The sequence below is a fragment of the Microbacterium soli genome (assembly GCF_039539005.1).
GTDB classification, from domain to species: domain Bacteria; phylum Actinomycetota; class Actinomycetes; order Actinomycetales; family Microbacteriaceae; genus Microbacterium; species Microbacterium soli.
Genome location: NZ_BAABCP010000001.1, coordinates 1,920,429 through 1,934,924 on the forward strand (window position 1 = coordinate 1,920,429; position 14,496 = coordinate 1,934,924).

General features: G+C 70.3%; 15 protein-coding genes. 9 read left to right on the plus strand and 6 right to left on the minus strand.

Annotation, left to right across the window (positions count from 1 at the left end; all coding sequences use genetic code 11):
• Positions 1-238: 238 nt before the first annotated feature.
• From ABD770_RS08890 to ABD770_RS08920, 7 genes are all read left to right on the plus strand, one after another.
• Positions 239-1,960, plus strand: coding sequence for a dihydroxyacetone kinase family protein (locus ABD770_RS08890; RefSeq protein WP_344819191.1), 1,722 nt, complete (start codon positions 239-241; stop codon positions 1,958-1,960).
• Position 1,961: 1 nt separating this feature from the next.
• Positions 1,962-2,417 (plus strand): ribose-5-phosphate isomerase, encoded by a 456-nt coding sequence (locus ABD770_RS08895; RefSeq protein ID WP_344819192.1) that lies wholly within the window; start codon positions 1,962-1,964, stop codon positions 2,415-2,417.
• Complete coding sequence (locus ABD770_RS08900; protein WP_344819193.1) at positions 2,404-3,189, plus strand: triose-phosphate isomerase family protein; 786 nt, start codon at positions 2,404-2,406, stop codon at positions 3,187-3,189. The genes ABD770_RS08895 and ABD770_RS08900 overlap by 14 nt, the downstream gene beginning before the upstream one ends.
• A 39-nt stretch (positions 3,190-3,228) precedes the next feature.
• On the plus strand, positions 3,229-3,948 hold the full coding sequence (locus ABD770_RS08905; RefSeq protein ID WP_344819194.1) for a GntR family transcriptional regulator: 720 nt from the start codon (positions 3,229-3,231) through the stop codon (positions 3,946-3,948).
• A 215-nt stretch (positions 3,949-4,163) separates the two neighbouring features.
• A complete protein-coding gene (locus ABD770_RS08910; protein ID WP_344819196.1) occupies positions 4,164-5,165 on the plus strand; it encodes a sugar phosphate isomerase/epimerase family protein in 1,002 nt (333 codons plus the stop codon).
• 23 nt (positions 5,166-5,188) lie between these two features.
• Positions 5,189-6,160 (plus strand): 3-hydroxyacyl-CoA dehydrogenase family protein, encoded by a 972-nt coding sequence (locus tag ABD770_RS08915; protein WP_344819197.1) that lies wholly within the window; start codon positions 5,189-5,191, stop codon positions 6,158-6,160.
• Positions 6,161-6,334: 174 nt separating this feature from the next.
• On the plus strand, positions 6,335-7,588 hold the full coding sequence (locus ABD770_RS08920) for a M24 family metallopeptidase (protein WP_344819198.1): 1,254 nt from the start codon (positions 6,335-6,337) through the stop codon (positions 7,586-7,588).
• On the opposite strand, the gene ABD770_RS08925 is transcribed toward ABD770_RS08920, so the two are convergent.
• The 3 genes from ABD770_RS08925 to ABD770_RS08935 all read right to left on the minus strand — a co-directional run bounded on the left by ABD770_RS08925 (position 7,575) and on the right by ABD770_RS08935 (position 10,899).
• Entirely contained in the window at positions 7,575-8,642 is a 1,068-nt protein-coding gene (locus ABD770_RS08925) for a threonine aldolase family protein (RefSeq protein WP_344819199.1), read from the minus strand. The two genes, ABD770_RS08920 and ABD770_RS08925, sit on opposite strands and share 14 nt — an antisense overlap.
• Before the next feature lie 53 nt (positions 8,643-8,695).
• On the minus strand, positions 8,696-9,337 hold the full coding sequence (locus tag ABD770_RS08930; protein ID WP_344819200.1) for an SDR family NAD(P)-dependent oxidoreductase: 642 nt from the start codon (positions 9,335-9,337) through the stop codon (positions 8,696-8,698).
• Between the two features lie 143 nt (positions 9,338-9,480).
• Complete coding sequence (locus tag ABD770_RS08935; RefSeq protein ID WP_344819201.1) at positions 9,481-10,899, minus strand: DUF6421 family protein; 1,419 nt, start codon at positions 10,897-10,899, stop codon at positions 9,481-9,483.
• Positions 10,900-10,971: 72 nt separating this feature from the next.
• Between ABD770_RS08935 and ABD770_RS08940 the strand changes: the two genes are divergently transcribed.
• On the plus strand, positions 10,972-11,427 hold the full coding sequence (locus ABD770_RS08940) for an Lrp/AsnC family transcriptional regulator (RefSeq protein WP_344819202.1): 456 nt from the start codon (positions 10,972-10,974) through the stop codon (positions 11,425-11,427).
• Positions 11,428-11,460: 33 nt separating this feature from the next.
• On the opposite strand, the gene ABD770_RS08945 is transcribed toward ABD770_RS08940, so the two are convergent.
• A complete protein-coding gene (locus tag ABD770_RS08945; RefSeq protein WP_344819203.1) occupies positions 11,461-12,270 on the minus strand; it encodes a PfkB family carbohydrate kinase in 810 nt (269 codons plus the stop codon).
• The gene (locus ABD770_RS08950; RefSeq protein WP_344819204.1) at positions 12,267-13,034 is read right to left on the minus strand and encodes a YggS family pyridoxal phosphate-dependent enzyme; all 768 of its coding nucleotides are present in this window, start codon (positions 13,032-13,034) and stop codon (positions 12,267-12,269) included. The genes ABD770_RS08945 and ABD770_RS08950 overlap by 4 nt, the downstream gene beginning before the upstream one ends.
• Positions 13,035-13,117: 83 nt before the next feature.
• Here ABD770_RS08950 and ABD770_RS08955 point away from each other — a divergent pair, with 83 nt between their 5' ends.
• Positions 13,118-14,092 (plus strand): 1,4-dihydroxy-2-naphthoate polyprenyltransferase, encoded by a 975-nt coding sequence (locus ABD770_RS08955; RefSeq protein WP_425562747.1) that lies wholly within the window; start codon positions 13,118-13,120, stop codon positions 14,090-14,092.
• 54 nt (positions 14,093-14,146) lie between these two features.
• On the opposite strand, the gene ABD770_RS08960 is transcribed toward ABD770_RS08955, so the two are convergent.
• Entirely contained in the window at positions 14,147-14,407 is a 261-nt protein-coding gene (locus ABD770_RS08960; RefSeq protein WP_344819206.1) for a DUF4229 domain-containing protein, read from the minus strand.
• Between the last annotated feature and the right edge of the window lie 89 nt (positions 14,408-14,496).

Sequence of the window (14,496 nt, forward strand, 5' to 3'; positions counted from 1 at the left end):
GCGGCGGCGCCGCGTCCTGCGTCCGTCCCGGCGCCCGCTCTCGCGTCACCCTGTCGCGCCCCGGTGCGCCTTCGCGGGGGAGTGATCGCGGATCCGGAGTCCGACCACCCGTGTTCGGCTCCCACGCGCGGTGTTCAGCCACCTCACAGTGAGGCTATCTGGCATCCTTTATCCAATTTCCTATAGGATAGGTCGTTACAGGATTGAGCCGCGCCGGGAGCGCATGAAGGAGACCGCGATGACGCGCTTGTTCAATGACCCAGACGACTTCGCTGAGGAGGCCGCCGCGGGCCTCGCCCTGGCCTCCGCGAGGTGGGTGCGCCCGGTGTCCGGCGGTGTGGTCCGCTCGACCCGTGGCCCGGAGCCCACCGTCGCCGTCGTGATCGGCGGCGGCAGCGGACACTACCCGACCTTCGCGGGGCTGGTGGGGCCGGGGCTCGCCCACGGCGCCGCGATGGGCAATCTCTTCGCCTCGCCGTCCGCGCACCAGGTGCACTCGGTCGCCACCGCCGCGAACGAGGGCCGCGGTGTGCTGCTGAGCTACGGCAACTACGCGGGTGACGTGCTGCACTTCACGCAGGCGCAGGAGCGGATGCGCGCGGCCGGCATCGACTGCCGCACCGTGACCGTCACCGACGACATCTCCAGCGCGCCCAGAAGCGAGATCGAGAAGCGCCGCGGCATCGCGGGCGACCTCGTGGTGTTCAAGATCGCCGGTGCCGCATCCGAGGCGGGCGCCGATCTCGACGAGGTCGAGCGGCTGGCCCGACGAGCCAACGACCGCACGCGCAGCCTGGGCGTGGCCTTCAGCGGCTGCACGCTACCCGGCGCGGACGAGCCGCTGTTCACCGTTCCCGAGGGCCGCATGGCCGTGGGACTCGGCATCCACGGGGAGCCCGGCATCGACGAGGTCGACGTGCCCTCGGCGGAGGGCCTCGCCGACCTGTTGGTCTCCTCGCTTCTGGATGAGATCCCCGATGGCGCATCTCTCGACGGCGCGCGCGTCGTTCCAATCCTCAACGGCCTGGGCGGCGTCAAGTACGAGGAGCTGTACGTCGTGTACGCGAGCGTCCATCGGCTGCTCGAGCAGGCAGGCGTCACGATCGTCTCGCCCGAGGTCGGGGAGTTCTGCACGAGCTTCGACATGGCGGGTGCGTCGCTGACGCTGCTGTGGCTCGACGACGAGCTCGAGCGGCTCTGGCTCGCGCCAAGCGACACTCCTGCGTTCCGCAGGGGATCGATCGAGGGGCGCGTCGAGGTGGGGGTCACCGAGTCCGCCGAGGAACAGCGCGTGGTCGGCGAGGCGACGGCGCCGTCGCGGGAGGCGGCGGCCACGGTCACCAGGTCGTTCCGGGCCATCGCCGAGATGCTCGACGCCGAGGCGGACGAGCTCGGCCGCATCGACAGGATCGCCGGCGACGGCGATCACGGCATCGGCATGCATCGCGGAAGCCGGGCGGCAGCGGATGCCGCGCAGCGGGCGGCCGATCGCGGTGCCGGCGCGCGCACCGTGCTGCAGTGGGCCGCCGACGCCTGGTCGGATGCCGGCGGCGGCACCTCCGGAGCCATCTGGGGCGAGATGCTCGTCGCGCTGGGCGACTCGCTCGGAGACGACAGGGCCGTCGACGCCGGGACCGTGGCGGACGGCGTGCTGCGCATGAAGGACGCCGTGATGTCGTTCGGCAAGGCGCAGCGGGGGGACAAGACGATGGTCGACGCGATCGTCCCGTTCGCGGATCGTCTGGCCCAGCGCGTGCAGGCCGGCGATCGTCTGCTGGACGCCTGGACGGATGCCGCGGAGGAGGCGACCCGTGCCGCTGAGGCGACGGCGTCGATGACCGCGCGGCTCGGCCGCGCCCGATCGCACGGGGACAGGAGCCTCGGCACCCCGGACCCGGGCGCGGTCTCCTTCGCGCTCGTCACTCGGACCGTGCTGGACATCCTGAAAGGGGATCACTGATATGGCACTTCGACTCGTCATCGGCTCGGACGACGCGGGCTTCGACTACAAGGAGCGCATCAAGGCCGACCTGCTGAGGAACCCGCTCGTCGCGGACGTCGTCGACGTCGGCGTCGATGCCGACGGCCACACCAACTACCCGACCGTGGCGACCACGGCCGCGGAGAAGGTGGCGGCAGGGGAGGCCGACCGCGCCATCCTCGTCTGCGGCACGGGACTCGGGGTCGCGATCTCCGCGAACAAGGTCGCCGGGATCCGCGCGGTCACCGCGCACGACTCGTACAGCGTGGAGCGCTCCGTGCTCTCCAACAACGCACAGGTGCTGTGCATGGGGCAGCGCGTGGTCGGTATCGAGCTCGCGCGGCGGCTGGCCGCCGAATGGCTCACGTACACGTTCGACCCGGGCAGCGCATCCGCGGAGAAGGTGCGCGAGATCTGCGCGTATGAAGGGGTCTGAGGAGGGCGCCCGCCCCGTGCGCCGGCGGATGCTGATCGGGGCGAGCCTGAAGATGTACTTCTCGCACGCCAGGACCGTCGCGTGGACCGCGGCCGTCGCGGAGGTGCTGGCGGAGCATCCGGCGCGCGGGCGCACCGAGATGTTCGTCATCCCGCAGTACCCGTCGATACCGGCTTGCCTGGAAGTCGCCGCGGGCGCCCTCGCCGTCGGTGCGCAGGACGTCGCCGAGCACGATGCGGGTGCGTTCACCGGTGAGGTGTCCGGGTCGGTGCTCGCCGAGCTCGGCTGTCGCTTCGTCGAGGTGGGGCACGCCGAGCGGCGCGGGATGTTCGGCGACACCGACGAGGTCGTCGCGGCGAAGACCGCCGCGGCGATGCGCAGCGGACTCGTCCCGATCCTGTGCGTGGGAGAGGCCGAGAGCACGGATGCCGAGCAGGCCGCGCACGCGTGCATCGCGCAGGTGGACTCCGCGTTGACGACGGCCCGTGCCGCGGGGCGGCTGGGCGAGATCGTGATCGCGTACGAGCCGCTGTGGGCGATCGGTGCGCCGGAGCCCGCCCCCGCCGCCCACATCCGCGGGGTGTGCGACCGGCTGCGCGACGGACTCGATCGGCGCGGTCTGGACGCCCGCGTGATCTACGGTGGAAGTGCGGGTCCGGGGATGCTGATCGAGGTCTCGGACAGTGTCGACGGGCTGTTCCTGGGGCGCTTCGTGCATGACCCGGAAGCAGTGCGGATGATTCTCGACGAGGTCGCCGCGATCACCGGATGACCGGCGGCAGGACGCACGAACGACGAAGGAGAGCAGGGCATGGCGACTGAACGGCGCGGAGCACGGGAGTGGGACTCGACGATAGAGCGTCGGGGTCTGCGCGATCGTGTCTACGAGCGCATCCTGCAGCTGCTCCTGAGCGGCGAGGTCGAGCCCGGGGCCCGGCTCTCCATCGACACGATCGCGCGGCAGCTGGACGTCTCGCCGACACCGGTGCGCGAGGCCATGGTGCATCTGGAGCGCACGGGCCTGGTCACCAGAGAGGCGCTGAAGGGCTATCGCATGGCGCCACCGCTGGGCGCCGCGCAGCTGCGTGAACTGTTCGACGCACGCCTCATGCTCGAGGTCGAGGCCGTTCGCCTCGCGGCGGCGGCGGGAGACGACATGCTCACCGAGCTCCGCGAGGCGGAGGAGCATCACCGCAGCGCCGGCGAGCGGGTGATCGAAGCGTTCCACGCCGGCCGCAACGACGTGGATCTGGCCACCGCCTACTATGCGGCGGATGCGGCGTTCCACGAGGTGCTGTTCCGGTACTGCGGGAACAGGTACCTGCGTCAGATGTCGGAGTCGCTCGGCGCGCAGCTGCACCGGATGCGGCAGATCATGCGGCACGGTGCGACCGACGTCCGAGAGGCGATCGCCGAGCACGAGGCGATCTGCGACGCCTTCGCGAGCGAGGACCCGGATGCCCCTGCGCGCATGATGCGGCTGCACATCGAGCATGTGCGCGCCAGGTCCCTGGATCTCGCACGGGACTGATCCGCGTCGCCGCTCCGGGTACATCGACGACGCTGTGTCCCACTGCGGACGTCGTGCGGCGACGCATCCGTCCCGCACGACGCGGGAGAGCGCAGCCTGTCGCGGTGCGGGAGCGCGTCCTGTCCTGACATCATTTTTTTGCATTAATCTATATTTCCTATAGGATCTAGGAATAGCCGAGATCTCCCGGAGTCCTTCCCGTCGATGGAGCCGCAATGAGCACTACGCCGCACACCCTCACCGCCGACAACTGGCCTATCGCCATCTGCATGCACGGGTTCTCCCCGGTCGCGTCGGACGGCACGCGCATGCACGATGCGGCATCGGAGCGGTGGGACGGCGTCTTCCGGCAGGTCGCCCGCCTCGGCTTCACCGCCATCGAGATCGCCGACAGTCACATCCGTCCGTCCGATCTCACGCCCGCGCGCCGCGCGGAGCTGAAATCGATCGCGGACAGCCACGGCGTCAGCCTGACCTCCGTGCACGTGCAGCGCCAGAGCATCATCGAGCCGGGCAGGGGCGAGCAGAACCTCGCCTACGCACACCAGGCGATCGATGCTGCCGCCGAGCTGGGTATGCAGGTGTTCTCCACGGGGCTGCACCAGCCCTTCAACGAGGCGCAGCGCAAGGCCCTCTGGTTCTGGACCGTGCAGGGGCCCGTCGACCCCGACGACGCCGAGACCCGCGCACTCGCCGTCCGCCGTCTGCGCGAGCTCGGCGAGCACGCGGCATCCGTGGGCCTGCCGATGGCGCTGGAGATGTACGAGGACACCTACCTCGGCACCGCGGACAGCGCCGTGCGACTGATCGAGGAGATCGGGCTCGACAACGTCGGACTCAACCCCGACATCGCCAACCTCATCCGCCTGCACCGTCCCGTCGAGGACTGGCGCGAGCTGCACGAGAAGACCCTGCCGTACGCCAACTACTGGCACGTCAAGAACTACACGCGCGACGAGGCCGGCGACGGCAGCTGGTGGACATCCGTCCCCACCTCGCTCGAACTGGGGATCATCGACTACCGCGCGATGGTCGCCAGGGCCGTCGAGGTCGGCTTCCGCGGCCCGTTCCTCATGGAGCAGTATGGCGGCGACAGCCTCGGCATCTGCGCCACCAACCGTGACTACCTGCGCACGCTGCTGCCGGAGGGCGGCGTATCCGCCACCGACGGCAATCGCAGCGCCATCCCCGCAGCATCCGAGACCGTCAGCGCCTGAGCGCGCAGAATCAGGAGAACACCATGACAGATCAGGAACGCCCCGTCTACGCTGTCGTGGGCAGCGGGTACATGGGTGGCGGCATCGCGCAGTCCCTGGCGCTCTCGGGTGCCGCCGTGCGCATCGCCGACGTCGACATCGAGGTTGCTCGGCGCAACCGAGACCGCCTCATCGCCGAAGCCGAGCAGTTCGCCGCCGAGGGCCTGTTCCCTCAGGAGGCCGCGACGATCATCGCCGAGCGGCTCACCGCGGCGACCATCGAGGACGCGGTGGCGGGAGCGGAGTTCATCGAGGAGGCCGTCCCCGAGAAGATCGAGATCAAGCACGCGACGCTGAATCGCATCAGCGTCGCGGCATCGCCGGAGGCGGTCATCGGCAGCAACACCTCCACGATCCTCATCGCCCGACTCGCCGAGGCCGTCACCGGCCCCAGCCGGTTCCTCGGCGTGCACTTCTCCAACCCGGCGCCGTTCATCCCCGGTGTCGAGCTCATCCCGCACGCGGGCACCGGCGAGGCCGCGCTGAAGACCGTCGAGGGCATCGTCGCGGCCGCCGGGAAGGAGACCGCGCGCGTCAAGGACACCACCGGCTTCGTCCTCAACCGTCTGCAGTACGCGCTGTTCCACGAGGCCACTCAGCTGGTGGAGGACGGCATCGCGACCGCCGAGGACATCGACACGATCGTTCGTACCACCTTCGGATTCCGACTGCCGTTCTTCGGCCCGTTCGCCATCGCCGACATGGCGGGGCTCGATGTGTACGCCTTCTGCTACGCGTCCCTGCAGACGGAGTTCCCCGAGCGCTTCGCGACCCCGAGGGTCCTCGACGAACTCGTCTCCGCCGGCAAGCTCGGCACCAAGACCGGTGCGGGCTTCCTCGACGTCCCCTCCGACCGGACCCCCGAGCTGGTCGCCTACCGCAACAAGGCCTATGTCGAGATGAAGAAGCTCATCGACGAGCTCGGGCCCGCACCCATCCATCCCGCCGAGAGCTGACGGGTCGGCCACCGGGCTCCCGGCGGGCGGACCGCCGTCCCGAGAGCCCGGCAGCGAGACTCCCGGTGCGCAGACGCACACGAGACCGAACAAGGAGGATCCCCGTGACGGAGATTCCGAGCACTGCACAGCGGCAGACACTCCGCACCGTCGACCGGACGGGGCGCTGATCGGATGCCCATCTCGGATGAGCGCACCGCGCGCGTGGCGGGCATGGTCGCGGAGCAGAACGCGCACGCAGCCCTGCTGACCGGATACGACTCGATCGCGTACGCCGCGGGCCTGCGGGTCTCGCAGGAGCTCGGCGCGCCCTTCGTCGCCGGCGGACCGGATGCGCTCGTCGTCAGCCCCGCCGGCGAGATGTGGCTGCTCGTCCCGCGGATGCGGGGGAGCTCGGCGCGGGAGAGTCGTGCCGATCATGTGATCGAGTACGGCACCGACTCCCTCATCGACGTTCCGCTGTGGCAGCACTACCGCGAGGGTCTGGGTCGCCTGCTGGACGCGGCGGGTCTGCGGGCGGGAACGCTGCTGGTCGAGCCCGACACCCTCTCCGCCACCGCGGCGGAGCTCATCGCGCTGCGGGACCTGGAGCGTCTCGACGCGACGGCCGCGCTGCAGCAGGTGCGCAAGACCAAGACCGCGGTGGAGCTCGAGGTCATCCGTCGAGGCGCGGCGCTCACCTCGACCGCGCAGCGGCGGGCCGCGGAGGCCGTCCGCCCCGGACGCACGGAGCTGGAGTGCTTCGCCGAGGTCCGTGCCGTCTGGGACGACGCGATCGGCGGTCGGTGCGAGGTCACCGGCGACTTCATCTCCGGCATCGATCGCACTGCGGGCGTCGTGGGCTGGGCGAGTGACCGTGTCATCCGCGAAGGCGATCCAGTGATCGTGGATCTGGCGCCTCGGATGGACCTCTACTGGGGCGACAGCGCGAACACGCTGTTCGTCGGTGAACCCGGCGCGGAGTTCCTCCGCATGCATCGCGCGGTCTCCTCCGCGCTGCAGGCCGGTGTCGACGCGACCCGGCCCGGACTCAGCGTCGGTGAGCTCGATCGCATCGTCCGCAGCACCGTCGAACGCGCGGGCTACACGTATCCGCACCACACCGGCCACAGCGTCGGCACCGCCAGCCACGAGTTCCCCTCCATCGTGCCGGGGGCCGGCGAGCCTCTGGAGCCCGACATGGTCATCCTGCTGGAGCCCGGGGCGTATGTCCCCGGCATCGGAGGGGTGCGGCTGGAGTGGATGCTCGCCGTCACCGGCACCGGTGCCGAGGTGCTGAGCGCCTTCCCCCTCGACCCCACCCTCGGCCTTCATCACGGCGCTCATGATGTGGGCCAGGCGGTTCTTCAGCCCCGAGGCCGACGCCCGCCGTCGGCATCCGTCGAGGCGGGCGCGGTCCGCGTCGGGCGGGATATCAGCCCCGAGTGAGCCTGCCCAGCTCGGCGACGAAGGCGTCGACATCCGACTCCTGCGTGTCGAAGCTGCACATCCAGCGCACCTCGTTGCGGGAGGCGTCCCAGTCGTAGAACCGGAAACTCTCCCGCAGCCGGTCGGCGACGCCGTCGGGGAGGGTCGCGAAGACGCCGTTGGCCTGCGTGGGCTGCGTGAATCCGACGCCGCGGATGCTGCCGTCGGCCAGCCCCTGCTCGATGGCGGACCGCAGCCGGGCAGCCATGGCGTTGGAGTGGCGCGCGTTGCGCAGCCACAGATCGCCCTCCAGCAGGGCGATCAGCTGCGCGGAGACGAACCGCATCTTCGAGGCCAGCTGCATGTTGAACTTGCGCGCGTAGACCAGGCCATCGGCCGCCGCGGGGTCGAGCACGACGACGGCCTCGCCCAGCATGGCGCCGTTCTTCGTGCCGCCGAAGCTGAGCACATCCACGCCGGCGTCGCGGGTGAAGGCGCGCAGGGGAAGGTCGAGGGCGGCCGCGGCATTGGCGAGTCGGGCACCGTCGACGTGCAGCCGCATGCCGCGCTCGTGGGCGTGGTCGGCGAGGGCTCTGATCTCCTCCGCCGTGTACAGGGTCCCCAGCTCGGTGGACTGTGTGATCGAGACCACCAGCGGTTGGGCGCGGTGCTGGTCCCCCCAGCCCCATGCCTCGCGATCGACGAGCTCGGGGGTGAGCTTGCCGTCCTCGGTGGGCACGGTCAGCAGCTTGATGCCGCCGATGCGCTCGGGCGCACCGCCCTCGTCGACGTTGATGTGCGCCGTGGATGCCGAGATCACAGCACCCCAGCGCGGCAGCATCGATTGCAGAGCGGTGACGTTCGCGCCCGTGCCGTTGAAGACCGGGAAGGCCACGACGCCGTCACCGAAGTGCGTCGCGAACACCTCCTGCAGACGGGCCGTGTACGCGTCCGCGCCGTAGGCGCCCTGGTGGCCGTCGTTGGCCGCGGCGATGGCGGAGAGCACCTCAGGGTGGATGCCGGAGTAGTTGTCGGACGCGAAGCCGCGCACAGCGGTATCATGCAGAACGCTCACAGGACAAGCCTACGGCCTTCGCATTCGTCGTGAGCCGTGCCCCGGCCACCGGCTCACAGCAGGCGGATCGTGCCGTTCGACTCCGTCGCATCCGCATCCCACAGCCCGATGACCGCACGGGCGAGAGCGTCAGGATCGAGGGCGCCCTCCGCGCGGAGGATGACGGATGCCGCGCGCAGCGGCCGGTCGGAATCCCGTGCCGCCTTGGCGTACCCCTGTGCGACGGCGAGCGTCCACGCCTCGCCGGCGGCCTTGATGCTCGTGTAGTTCGCCCCTCCCGCCAGCGGACGCTCCACGGCGGTGGAGGACACCATGGCGAAGCGACCGGCATCCGACGCCCTGATGGACGCGTCGAAGGCGCGGCTGGTCGCCCGCACGGCCTGGAAAGACGGCAGCAGGGCGTCGAGGTCCTCGTCGCTCTGCCCGGCCAGCCCGCCGCCGCCGCGCCAGCCTCCCACGAGCGGCAGTACGAGGTCGACGGCGCCGATGCGCCGGGCGAGGGCGGACATGTCGGTGAAGGAGGTCGCGTCGGCGACCTCGATCCGCGCGCCGACGTCGGCGAGGGGCTTCAGTCGCTCGGCCGACCTGCCGGTCGTGATGACCCGTGCGCCGGCATCGACGAGTGCTGCCGCCGCAGCCAGACCTGCGGCGCTGGTCGCGCCGGCGAGAAGCGCCGTCCGTCCTGACATGCTCATGTCTCCACTCTCTCATCCCTCGCCCGCTCGAGGTTCCGCCCGCCCCGTGCAGCGCCCGCCTCCCCCTCGTTCCGGTCGCAGAAGACGTCGGCTCAGAACCCTTCGGAGCGACAGCCCCTGCGACGGGAACGGAAGGGACGGCGTCAGTCGTCGGTGCCTCGGATGCCCACGGTCGACTCGATGACGGGCCTCATCTTCTTGCTCAGGGCCTCGAAGAACATCGACAGCGGGAACTCGTCGTCCAGCACCTGGTCGGTGTACCCCTTGGGCGCGCCGGCGAGGATCTCGTCCGACAGCCCACGCGCCCAGACGGATGCCGGGTTCGGGGTCAGCACACTGCGGACGAGGTCGTAGGCGGCCAGCCAGTGCGCGGTCTTGGGGCGGTCGATGGAACGCCAGTACAGCTCGTCGATCGCGTCGCCGAGCGCCACGACGGCATCCGGGACGCCCTCCCAGTCGAAGGTCAGCCGCGTGTCGGTCCAGTGCAGCACACCCCGCTGATGCAGCCAGGCGAACAGCAGCTGCCCGCCCAGACCGTCGTAGTTGCGCACCCGGGAGCCGGTGATCGCGAACCGGAAGATCCGGTCGAAGATCACCGCGTACTGCACGAGCCCGGCGTGCTCGAGCATCTCCTGCTCGGCATCCGAGAGCTCGTCGGCGGCGGTGAGGCGCTTCTGGATCCTCACCGACTCGCGGAACGCGGTCAGGTCGCACCGCAGCTCCTCCAGCGAGTAGAGGAAGAACGGCATCCGCTGCTTGATCATGAACGGGTCGAACGGCAGGTCGCCGCGCATGTGGGTGCGGTCGTGGATGATGTCCCACATCACGAAGGTCTTCTCGGCGAGGGACTGGTCGTCGAGCATCCGTGCGGCCGCCTCGGGCAGGTCGAGCTTGGTGATCTCGGAGGCCGCGCGCACCACCCGGCGGTAGCGGGCGGCCTCGCGGTCCTGGAAGATCGCCCCCCACGTGAACGAGGGGATCTCCCGCATCGCGACGGTCTCGGGGAACAGCACGGCCGAGTTCGTGTCATAGCCCGGGGTGAAGTCGATCAGGCGCAGCGAGACGAACAGTTCGTTGCCGTAGTCGCCGGCCTCGAGCTCGGCGATGAAATCCGGCCAGATGGTCTCGACGATGAGGGCCTCGACGAGCCGGTCCGTCGACCCGTTCTGGGTGTACATCGGGAAGATGACGAGGTGGCGGATGCCGTCGACGCGATGCTGCTGGGGCTGGAACGCCACGAGCGAGTCGAGGAAGTCCGGCACGCCGAACCCGCCGTCCGCCCACCGTCGGAAGTCGGCGACGGCGGCGTCGAGGTACTCGGCGTCGTGCGGGAAGGCGGGGGAGAGGGCGCGGATGCCGGCGATGATCGCGGACACGTGCTCGGATGCCGCGGCGTGATCGGCGGCATCCGGAATGGAACCGTCCTTGATCTGCAGCGGACGGATGGCGATCGCCGCCTCCTTGAGCAGGTGCCAGGCGGTGCTGTGCTCGGCGGTCGCGGCGTCCTCGACGACCTCGGGCTCGCCGATGATGGCGTTGATGCGGGGGGTGAGAGTGGACATCGGGACCTCCGATCGCGTGAATCGCCGGAAATTTTCCGGTCTATGTCGAATGTGGGTACTATTCTTCCATGTATGGATGACCCTGTCGACCATGCGATCCTCGCCGCCCTCTCCCGGGACGGGCGGGCGACCCTGGCGCAGCTCTCGGAGACCGTCGGCCTGTCGACCTCCGCCGTGCAGTCGCGGCTGAAACGGCTGGAGAGCCGTGGCGTGATCGCCGGCTACCAGGCCGTCCTCGATCCCGAGGCGGTCGGCGTGCCGCTGTCGGCGTTCATCGAGATCACGCCCATCGACCCCGGCCAGCCCGACAACGCCCCCGAGCTGCTGGAGCCGCTGACCGAGATCGAGGCGTGCCACTCCATCGCCGGCGACGCCAGCTACATGCTGTTCGTCCGCGTGACGGGACCGCGCGCCCTGGAGAAGCTCGTCAACGACATCCGCGCCATCGCGAACGTCCGCACCAGGGCCACGATCGTGCTGCAGACCTACTACGAGCGCCGTCCGGTCCTCGCCGCCGCGGCCGACTGAGCAGTCGTCGGCTCGGCTCGAACGGCCGTCGGTTCAGCCCAGGAGCGCCCGAACCGCGGCGGCGGCGTCGGAGACAGCGGCCGTGATCCCGCTGCCGCGACGCAGAGCCGCCAGCAGCGCGCCGGCGAACGCGTCGCCCGTGCCCTTGACCGTGGTGGGGATGAGCGGATGCTCGAGCCGCTGCGCGTCGTCGCGGGTGACGACGAGATCCGTGAGCGTCCGGCCGCCTGCGGCGGATCCGCCGCTGACCACCGCCCACTGCGCCCGGGGTCCGAGCAGCGCACGCGCGGCGGACTCGGCATCCGTCTGCGTGGCGTCCTGCGCACCCAGCAGGCCGAGTTCGAACCCGTTGGGGATGATGCCGGTGGCGATCGGGAGCATCCGGTCGCGCAGCGCCGGGGCGACCGCAGGATCCGTGTACAGCCCCACATCCGAGTCGCCCAGCGTCGGGTCCACGAGCACGCGCAGGTCCGCACGCCGCTCCAGCAGCGGCGCGAGCGCGTCCGCCACGGCCGTCACCTGATCCGGTGAGGCGAAATACCCGGTGCACACGCTGTCGATCTCGTCCAGCAGACCCAGCGCATCGAGATCGCGGATGCTGTCGGCCAGCCACTGCGCGGGCATCGGGGCCGCGTGAACGCTCGGGTAGTGCGGCAGATTGCTCAGCACGATGGTCGGCAGCGGCACGACCCTCGCCGTCCCCAGCTGGGGGAGCACGCCGTTCATGCCCACCGAGCCGAAGGCGACCTGCGATCCGATCAGCAGCACCTCCGCAGGGCGCCGATCCAGCTCCCAGCGCTCCCGCCCCTGCGCCCAGGCGGACGGATCGGCGTGCGCGGTCACTTCGCGAAGCCCGGCCAGTACTCGGAATCGGGGGTCTTCCGGGCGCCGAAGATGGCCTGGCCGATGCGCACGACCGTCGCACCCTCCTCGATGGCGGCCTGGTAGTCGCCGGACATGCCCATGGACAGCCCGCCCGGCCCGACCAGGTCGCGCTCGCGGGCCCGATCACGCAGATCGCGCAGGATGCGGAAGCACTCCCGCACGCGCTCGGTGTCGCTCGTGAACAGCGCGAGGGTCATCAGCCCCTGCACGCGCAGGCTGTCGCGGTGGCGCAACTCCTCGAGGAACGCGAGCGCATCGCCGGGCTCGAGGCCGAACTTGGACTCCTCCGCGGAGGTGTTCACCTGCACGTAGACGTCGAGGCCGCGGCCCGCCGCCTGCAGGCGCCTGTCGAGCGCATCGGCGAGGCGGATGCTGTCCAGCGCCTGGAACTCGTCGGCGAAGGCCACGACGTCCTTGGCCTTGTTGGTCTGCAGGTGCCCGATGACCGACCAGCGCACGTGCTGGTCGGCGAGGTTCCCGGCCTTGCGCTTGGCCTCCTGGACCTTGTTCTCGCCCAGATCCACGGCACCGGCCTCGATCGCCAGCAGCAGCCGCTCCTCGGGCACCGTCTTGCTCACCGACAGCAACCGGATCTCGGACGCGTCGCGTCCTGCGCGCTCGGCGGCGGCGGCGATGTTCGCTCGCACGTCGGCGAGGTTGTGGGCGAAGTCCTCCACGGAGTTCGCCTGCGGATACAGCGGGCGTGCGGGCAGATCTGTCACGCCTCCGAGGGTACCGTCTCCCGTGCTCACGCCGTGGGCCCCGCGCAACGCGCGGAGGCGGGGGCGCGCCGTGGGCCAGTAGGATGCCGACCGTGGCGTCCTCGACCAAGAAGAAGCGCTCCGGCACGAAGCCGCGGCGCACCAGCGGCAATCCGGCGAAGCGTCCTGTCATCGAGGCAGGACCGGTCACGTTCGGCGAGTGGGTCGGCGCGGCGCGCCTGCGGACCCTGCCGCTCGCCGTCGCACCCGTCGTGCTCGGCACGGCGGCCGCGCAGGTGACCGATCACGCGCTGCACTGGGTCCTCGCCCTGGCGTGCCTGGCGGTGGCGGTGCTGCTGCAGATCGGCGTGAACTTCGCCAACGACTACAGCGACGGCGTCCGCGGCACGGACGCCCGGAGGGTGGGGCCGGCCCGGCTCACGGCATCCGGTCGGGTTCCGGCGAAGCACGTCCTGATCACGGCTCTGGTCTTCTTCGCGCTCGCCGCCGTCGCAGGACTCGCGATCGTGGTTCGCACGCAGCAGTGGTGGATGCTGCTGGTCGGCGCCGCCTGCATCGTCGCCGCCTGGTTCTACACCGGGGGCAGACGCCCGTACGGCTACAACGCGATGGGCGAGCTGTTCGTCTTCGTGTTCTTCGGGCTGGTCGCCGTGCTGGGCACCACGTGGGTGCAGTCCTTCGCACTGCCGCTGGAGGCCTGGCTGGCGGCGGTGGCTGCGGGACTGTTCGCCTGCGCGGTGCTGCTGGCCAACAACCTGCGCGACATCAACCAGGATCGCGAGGCGGGCAAGCGCACGCTCACGGTGCTGATCGGCAGGCGGGCGACGCAGTCGCTGTACACGGTGCTCGTGATCGTGCCGTTCCTGATCGCGGCGGTCTTCGCGCTGCTGCTGTACCCGGTGGCCTGGATGTCGCTGCTGGTGCTGCTGGCGATCATCCCGGCGATCCTCATCGTCTGGACCTACCGCGCACCCGGGGAGCTCGTCATCGTGCTGAGCCTGACCTCGCTGTCATCGGTCGGGTATGCGGCGCTGATCTACTGGGCGCTCGTCGCCTGAGACCATCCATGAGGCACCTTCCGGTGCGGTCGGGCGCGTCCTGGCGAAGCGGGATCATTCCTCGGTCGCGCTGTCCTCCACGTCCTCATCGGTGCCCTGCCGATTGCGCTTGGCGTAGATGGCGCGGGAGGCGTCCGACAGCGGCGTGCGCAGGAACATCAGCGAGATGCTCATGCCGATCAGCGCCGCGAACAGCGCCGCCAGCCACCAGAACTCGCGGAAGATGGGGAAGAAGAGCCACATGATCGCGAGCGGCACGAGGAAGGCCAGCAGCCGCAGCACGGTGTAGACGAGGAGGGGTGGCAGCTTCTTCACGGGGCAAGTCTAGGAGCGCTCGCTAGGCGGAGGCTGTGCGCCGCCGATGACACGTCGGGTCCCGCCGTTGCGGCCATGCCTACACTGGA